General features: G+C 39.7%; 5 protein-coding genes and 1 pseudogene. 2 read left to right on the top strand and 4 right to left on the bottom strand.

Annotation, left to right across the window (positions count from 1 at the left end):
- Together I3259_RS06655 and I3259_RS06650 are read right to left on the bottom strand one after the other, a co-directional pair.
- Positions 1 to 786, bottom strand: a 786-nt coding sequence (locus tag I3259_RS06655; protein WP_238028899.1) for an ElyC/SanA/YdcF family protein, incomplete at its 3' end; no start/stop codon positions are given.
- Between the two features lie 202 nt (positions 787 to 988).
- Positions 989 to 2,677, bottom strand: coding sequence for an NAD-dependent malic enzyme (locus I3259_RS06650; protein WP_238028898.1), 1,689 nt, complete (start codon positions 2,675 to 2,677; stop codon positions 989 to 991).
- A 345-nt stretch (positions 2,678 to 3,022) separates the two neighbouring features.
- On the opposite strand from I3259_RS06650, the gene I3259_RS06645 reads away from it, so the two are divergent.
- Positions 3,023 to 3,208, top strand: a complete 186-nt coding sequence (locus tag I3259_RS06645; RefSeq protein WP_238028897.1) for a hypothetical protein — start codon at positions 3,023 to 3,025, stop codon at positions 3,206 to 3,208.
- A 67-nt stretch (positions 3,209 to 3,275) separates the two neighbouring features.
- Here I3259_RS06645 and I3259_RS06640 read toward each other — a convergent pair whose 3' ends face one another.
- Positions 3,276 to 4,172: a 1,4-dihydroxy-2-naphthoyl-CoA synthase gene (locus I3259_RS06640; protein WP_238028896.1), complete on the bottom strand. Its 897-nt coding sequence runs from the start codon at positions 4,170 to 4,172 to the stop codon at positions 3,276 to 3,278.
- A gap of 227 nt (positions 4,173 to 4,399) precedes the next feature.
- Between I3259_RS06640 and I3259_RS06635 the strand changes: the two genes are divergently transcribed.
- Positions 4,400 to 6,805, top strand: coding sequence for a helicase-related protein (locus tag I3259_RS06635; protein WP_238028922.1), 2,406 nt, complete (start codon positions 4,400 to 4,402; stop codon positions 6,803 to 6,805).
- A 39-nt stretch (positions 6,806 to 6,844) separates the two neighbouring features.
- Here I3259_RS06635 and I3259_RS06630 read toward each other — a convergent pair.
- A pseudogene (locus I3259_RS06630) lies at positions 6,845 to 7,207 on the bottom strand (hypothetical protein); the annotation flags it as partial.

The following is a 7,207-nucleotide window of genomic DNA, read 5'->3' as shown; positions in this document are numbered from 1 at the left end:
AGCTTCAGTAGCTTCAGTAGCTTCAGTAGCTTCAGTAGCTTCAGTAGCTTCAGTAGCTTCAGTAACTGCCGAATTGGGGAGCTGCTTTTGAGTGCTGTTAGCAGAAGGTGGCGCAATATCGTCACTGATAATAGGTTCAGGTACTGGTTTAATTATGGGTTCTTTAGGCCCTAGAAATTTAGGCTGAACATTCAATATAAATAGATCACTTAACGCTTTAACACGAGCAAGTACTTCTCTAATGCGAATTTTCAGTTGCGCAGTACCATTGGGTTCATGTACTGCTAAGCATGTCGCTTTAATTTTATAACTATCTGCAATAAAGAGAGCGCGTTCGCAATGGAATTGTTGAGTAATAATTGTGAAATTATCTGCTTCAAACACTTCCTTTGCGCGAACAATAGAATCAAGCGTTCGAAATCCTGCGTAATCTAAAGTGATTTTATCGTCAGGAACTCCTGCTTTTAACAAGTCTCGCTTCATTGTCCAAGGCTCATTATAAGAGCGGTGTGCATTATCGCCGCTGAGTAAAAAATAATCTATTTTACCTTGTTTATATAAATCCAATGCGGCTGTAATACGATATTCATAATATGGGTTTAGTGTCTTAGCTATATATTTACTTGTACCAAGAACTAACCCTACAGAATGTTTGGGTACTGTAGAAATGTCATGATAAATACGATCAGATGTACGGGCTGAAACCCAACGATCAAATAACAATAATGTTGAAACAAATAAGATACAGATAACTGCAGAAATACGGATTAGATTGAGCAGCTTCATAATCATCCACGAAAGCACAAAGTTCTTATCTTATATCTTACCTTAATCATTTAATGAAATGTCTATTAATTAAGGGATAAATGTCTGTGTTTTGTCATTTTATTTTATGACTGCTGAAATAATATTCAATAATAACAAGTAAAAAGAGCAGTATTACTTTCATAAAAAAAGGTGCCAGATTGGCACCTTTTTTAACTGAGGCTTAGAACGACGTTCGTTTGTAGCGACGATATTCTGATTTCCAGAAGTTAGCATCGATTTTTTCACGGATACGTTCGTCGGAGTTTTTAGGTGCTTTATGTTGTTCTACCGCTTTCTTTGCAACGGCAAAAGCAATTTTACGTGAGACTTTCTGAATATCTTCTAATGGTGGTAATAGAGGACCATGACCATGAATAGCAAGTGGTGAACACTCTGCTAATGCTTGGCTACTTTCCATTAGCATTTCATTGGTAACACGGCGAGCATTAACCGCTAATACCCCTAAACCAATACCAGGGAAAATATAACTGTTGTTGCATTGCGCGATTGGATAAGTTTTACCCTCATAAATCACGGGATCAAATGGTGAACCTGTTGCGACAAGAGCATTACCATCTGTCCAACGGATCAAATCAAACGGTGTTGCTTCAACACGGCTTGTTGGGTTGGAAAGTGGGAAAATGATAGGGCGTTCGCAGTGAGCGTACATTTCACGGATCACTTCTTCACTAAATAGTCCCGGTACACCAGATACACCGATTAAAATCGTCGGCTTTGCATTCCGCATAACATCAAGGAGTGAGATGTTATTATCTGCCACATCCCAATCAGCTAATTGTACATTTTTCTGAACAAGTGCTTGTTGGAAGTTAAGCAGGTTTGGCATTCCATCAATGAGTAGTCCCCAACGGTCAACCATGAATACTTGGCTGCGAGCTTGTGCATCAGAAATACCTTCAGACACCATTTGTGCAATAATCGCTTCTGCAATACCACAACCTGCTGAGCCCGCACCAAGGAAGGTTACACGTTGCTCAGACAGTTTATTGCCTGCTGCTTTACATGCTGCAAGTAGAGAACCAACAGTTACCGCTGCTGTACCTTGAATATCATCGTTAAAGCAACATACTTTATCTTTGTAACGCTCAAGCAAAGGCATTGCGTTTTTTTGTGCAAAATCTTCAAATTGAATTAGTGCTTCAGGCCAACGTTGTTTAACGGCTTGAATGAATTCATCAACAAACGCATCGTACTCTTTTCCGGTAATACGGGTATGGCGCCAACCCATGTACATAGGATCAGATAAACGTTGCGGGTTATTAGTACCAACATCAAGAACAACAGGTAAAGTATAAGCCGGACTGATACCACCACACGCGGTGTATAAAGAAAGCTTACCAATCGGAATACCCATACCACCAATGCCTTGATCACCTAAACCAAGAATACGCTCACCGTCGGTTACCACAATCACTTTAACGTTTTGACGAGAAGCATTGTTTAGCATGTCTTCAATACGATCACGGTTTGGGTAAGAAATGAAAAGGCCACGACCGCGACGGTAAATATTTGAGAAATCTTCACACGCAGAGCCCACTGTAGGGGTATAAATGATTGGCATCATTTCTGTTACGTGGTTTTCTACCAAACGGTAAAACAAGGTTTCATTGGTATCTTGGATATTTCGGAGATAAATGTGCTTATCCATATCGTTATCAAACTTTAGATATTGCTGATAAGCACGTTCAGTTTGTTCTTCAATAGATTCAATAGCTTCAGGGAGAAGCCCTTCAAGGTTAAAGAACATACGTTCTTCGACAGAGAATGCACTACCTTTGTTTAGAAGAGGTGTTTCAAGCAGTGCAGGACCTGCATAGGGGATATATAAAGGTCTTTTATCGTTGTTCATGCAAATAGGCTCTGTAGCTAGAAGGTTAAAGTTGAAAACAAGCAAGAGTTTTCAATCGGTCACTAATGCTAGAACGTCAAAGATAAGAATACAAAGGGTATGATCACTTATTTAGAAAGTTGGGTCATATTATTTGTGAAAATGCTGTTTTTTTAATTGATTATTTGCTTTAGTGGCACTTTTTGGCGATTAACAATGTAATTAGTTTATATGTGTGAACTAATATCATATTTTATAAATCATCTTGTTAAACAATATAGTCTCTGTCACGACTTCATACTAAATTCAAAAAAATTAACCAACTATGGGATAGAGTAACAATACATTCACGCAAGGAGGTGTGCCATGAAATACTACTTAGCGAAGGTTTCAGTATTGGTCGACGGTAATGTTTACTCTTCAGATGTTAAAGCTGAATCGTTTTTGGAACGTGATATGAAGGTAGCTGGGCTTCAAGAAGATCTTGGTCCACAAGACAGTGTTGTTTCGATTGATTATTTTACGTCAAGGATTCATAGCGAAAATAAATGAGTAAAGTAGATATAGCCACTTATTGATAATCAGTAAGTGGCTTTTATTTACCTATAAATTAAGCAGATCAGTAATGCCAAGGGAAGCGGCTAAAGTCTTGATCACGTTTTTCTAGGAACGCATCACGACCTTCTTGTGCTTCTTCAGTACCGTAAGCAAGACGTGTTGCTTCACCAGCAAAAAGTTGCTGACCGACTAAACCATCATCTGGAAGGTTGAAACCGTATTTCAGCATGCGCATTGCTGTTGGTGATTTACTTGTGATTTCTTTACCCCAACGAAGCGCTTCTTCTTCTAGTTCAAAGTGATCAACAACCTTGTTCACCATGCCCATTTCATAGGCTTCTTGTGCGCTGTAATTAAAGCCACAGAAGAAGATTTCACGAGCACGTTTTTGACCGATCATTTTAGCCAGATACGCAGAGCCGTAACCAGAATCGAACGATGCAACATCAGGATCTGTTTGCTTAAATACGGCATGTTCTTTAGATGCCAGCGTTAAATCACAAACAACGTGTAAGCTATGACCACCGCCAACAGCCCAACCGGGAACAACAGCGATAACTACTTTTGGCATAAAGCGGATCATGCGTTGTACTTCTAGAATATGAAGTCGACCCATACGCGCAACGTCAGCAGTACCCGCTTCTTCGCCTTCATACTTATAGCCATCTTTACCACGAATACGTTGATCACCACCCGATGAGAATGACCACTGGCCTTTATGAGATGGGCCATTACCCGTTAGTAGTACACAGCCTACATCAGACCATTGACGAGCGTGTTCGAGTGCGGTGAAAAGCTCATCAACTGTTTTTGGACGAAATGCATTAAGGCAATCTGGACGATTAATTGCGATACGAACAGTGCCCTGATCTTTTGCACGATGATAAGTAATATCTTCAAAATCAAAGCCTTCAACTTCGTTCCAAAGCTCAGGATTAAATATGGTTTTCGTTGTCATGTGGCGCTGCCTCCATAAGTTGATGCTGTAAGGCTAGGGAGTTACAAAAAAAAGTCAATTTTTCGATGAAATTAGTAGTAGTTACATAAAGAAATAAAACGTAATTGATGATGGAATAAACAATTAGGCTGATATGAATAGCAAGTTTAATGAATATTATGATTCTCACTGACAATGTAGGTAATAATTGCGAAAATAGCGTTGAATTCATTAAAGATATATTAAATATGCAGAACGACTTACCTATAGATAGCATTGAGCAACAATTTAAAGCCTTGTTACGTGATGAACATATTGTTGTTGAAGCAGAAACGGGATCGGGTAAATCAACCCGTTTGCCACTATGGGCTACTATTTATGGAAAAGTACTGGTGGTTGAACCTCGACGGGTTGCTTGTACATCGCTAGCTGAATATTTATTAACAGAAGAAGCAAATCCTGACCAGTTATCCGTTGGTTATGCGATTCGTTTTGAACATAACTTTGATGAAAATACGGATATTATTTATGCGACCCCCGGTGTTGCATTACGTTGGTTAAGTGAAGGTAATTTAGCTCAGTTCTTAACAATTATTATTGATGAGTTTCATGAAAGACGTTGGGATACTGATCTTCTGCTCGCGTTACTCAAACAGCAGCAATCTCATCGTTTAGTTATTACTTCTGCAACGATTGATAGCCAACGGTTAGTTAACTATTTATCTGCACAGCACTTACAAGCAAAAGGACGTAATTTTGCGGTGAATGTGTTGCATCATGCCTCTGATAGTCGAGATATGCCCGATGTGATGAATATCGATAAGCGGATAACTAGCTTGGTTAAAACGCATATTGATAGCCACCAAGATATTTTGATTTTTTTACCCGGAAGAAAAGAGATAGCGTCAACGCAAAATGCACTAACGCAACAGTTTAGTGAGCAAATACAAGCTGGATTAATGGATATTATTCCATTACACGCTTCCGTTACCGATGATGAAAGAAAGCGGGCTCTAACACAAAGTGATAAGCAACGCATTATTGTTGCGACAAATGTGGCTGAAACCTCGGTAACAATCCCTGGGGTTACGTTGATCATTGATTCTGGTTTAGAGCGTCGTACTCACCAGAGAAACGGTCGAACAGTACTATCATTACACGCTATTTCCAAAGCAAGCTCAGAGCAGCGGAAAGGGCGTGCAGGACGCGTAACGGATGGCGTTTGTATTCGCTTGTATGGTAAAGCCGCAGCGTTAGAGTTATTGACACCGCCAGAGTTGCAACGTGAAGAGTTAGTAGAAGCCTATTTGGCTGCTTTATGTTGTAACGCAAAACTCAGCCAACTTTCGTTTATTGATCCTTTACCTGAAAAAACCTTTGTTGCAGCGCAGCAGGTATTGTTGGCTATGGGTGCTATGACTGAAAATGAAGTTATTACTGATTATGGCCGTTGTTTATATCAACTTCCTATCGATACTTTATTTTCTCACTTGATAACAGCAATGGATACCCGAGCAAATAAAGAAGCGATGGTTGATCTTGCTGCTGCATTGTCTATTCCGCAACGGTTATGGCAACCACCGCGTTCAGAAGAAAATATAGAACAATTATATCGATGGCTGGGTAACGTGTTTTGTGATGCAACGGCATTAATAAAAATGGTGCGCATGGATGAGTGTCCAGAATGGCTAGCGGTAGATGAAAATATGCTAGCAGAGGCGCGTTTGTTATCAGTTCAAATGCGAGAGTTGCTTGAACTTCCAGAGCTGTCTGTTGCTAGCCGTTTCAAACGTGAACTATGGCAAGATGCGGTCATAAAGGCGGTACCTGAATTGGTTTTTCTTCGTCGGGAAAAACGTCAGCAGGCAATGAGTAACGGTATTATTGAAGTCAGTAGTGCGAAAGATTCATTAATTGATAATCAGCCGATAGATGGGGCATTATCTCAAGCTGTGATCGTATTTGATCAATTTGCCTTACCAGGTAGGGGGGTTAAACAAAATCGTATTTTGGCAACGTGTAGCTCACCCGTGACCTTGTCACAAATAAATAATGCTGAGTTAGGTGAGTTAGTTCAAGGTGATACGGTAGAACAGCAAGATGGTACTTTTAAAACTGCGGTGCAAAGGATCTATGCGGGACGGGTGATTGATACTCGATGGATTGAACCTGAAGGGCAATCAGCACGTTTTGCTATTGTCGATATGCTACTTGCTGGTGAAGTCATGCCTGATCTTGCACCTCGAATTATTTCAGATATCTCGCAGTGGAATTTATATCTCGCATTGGGTTTATATAATGCAGATTTTGTTAAACGTGAACCTGATTCGGTTGATGTGATTGAATGGCTATCACAACAAATCGAAGACTTAGGTATTGAACACATTGATGATCTTGAACTCTTTGAACCTTCCGATTTTACCTTTGAGGGGATCCCTGAATGGGAACGACAGGAGTTTGATGAACGTTACCCGCGTGAAGTTAAACTCACTGATCTTGTGATGGCAATAGAATATGACATTCATCGTAAACTTGTTATTGCAAATTATCAGTCTGGCAACCGTAAACCAGATCCAAAACGATGGGAATTACCACGGTGGCAAGGATGGCGAGTACAGTATAAAAAAGCCAGTCGAACAATTGATATTAAATAGTATTATTTATTGTGTTGAGGCTTCAGCATTAAGAAAACGTTATTCGATGATGATAATACCATCCGGTGTAGTTGGTTGAATTGAACTATAAAATAACGCACTACCGTTGTTGTTAAATAAGAGAATTAAAATTGAATTCATCGAACTTGTTACTCTTATGACACCGTTAAAATCACCATTTAAAATAGTACCCGACACAAGTTGGCTTGCTGCAATAGGAATAATATCACCAGTATCTAGCTGATTAAAATCATGGTAGATAGCGATACTCAATGTCTCTGTTGTTTTTAAATTGATGGTGATTGACAGATCGTAAGAGGTATTGAAATCAAAATCGTCAGGGACAACTAAATCACCCCAACCATTGTTTGCATCAGGTGATGCTGGTGGCGTAGGCTTTTC

The organism is Photobacterium sp. Ph5, assembly GCF_022129445.1.
GTDB lineage: Bacteria > Pseudomonadota > Gammaproteobacteria > Enterobacterales > Vibrionaceae > Photobacterium.
This window is presented reverse-complemented; position numbering and strand designations above follow the sequence as displayed.

What these genes read in the sequence shown, in the direction of transcription:
- I3259_RS06640 (WP_238028896.1), bottom strand. Translation starts at nt 4,172, where the DNA reads ATGACAACGAAAACCATATTTAATCCTGAGCTTTGGAACGAAGTTGAA.
- I3259_RS06635 (WP_238028922.1), top strand. Translation starts at nt 4,400, where the DNA reads ATGCAGAACGACTTACCTATAGATAGCATTGAGCAACAATTTAAAGCC.
- I3259_RS06650 (WP_238028898.1), bottom strand. Translation starts at nt 2,677, where the DNA reads ATGAACAACGATAAAAGACCTTTATATATCCCCTATGCAGGTCCTGCA.
- I3259_RS06645 (WP_238028897.1), top strand. Translation starts at nt 3,023, where the DNA reads ATGAAATACTACTTAGCGAAGGTTTCAGTATTGGTCGACGGTAATGTT.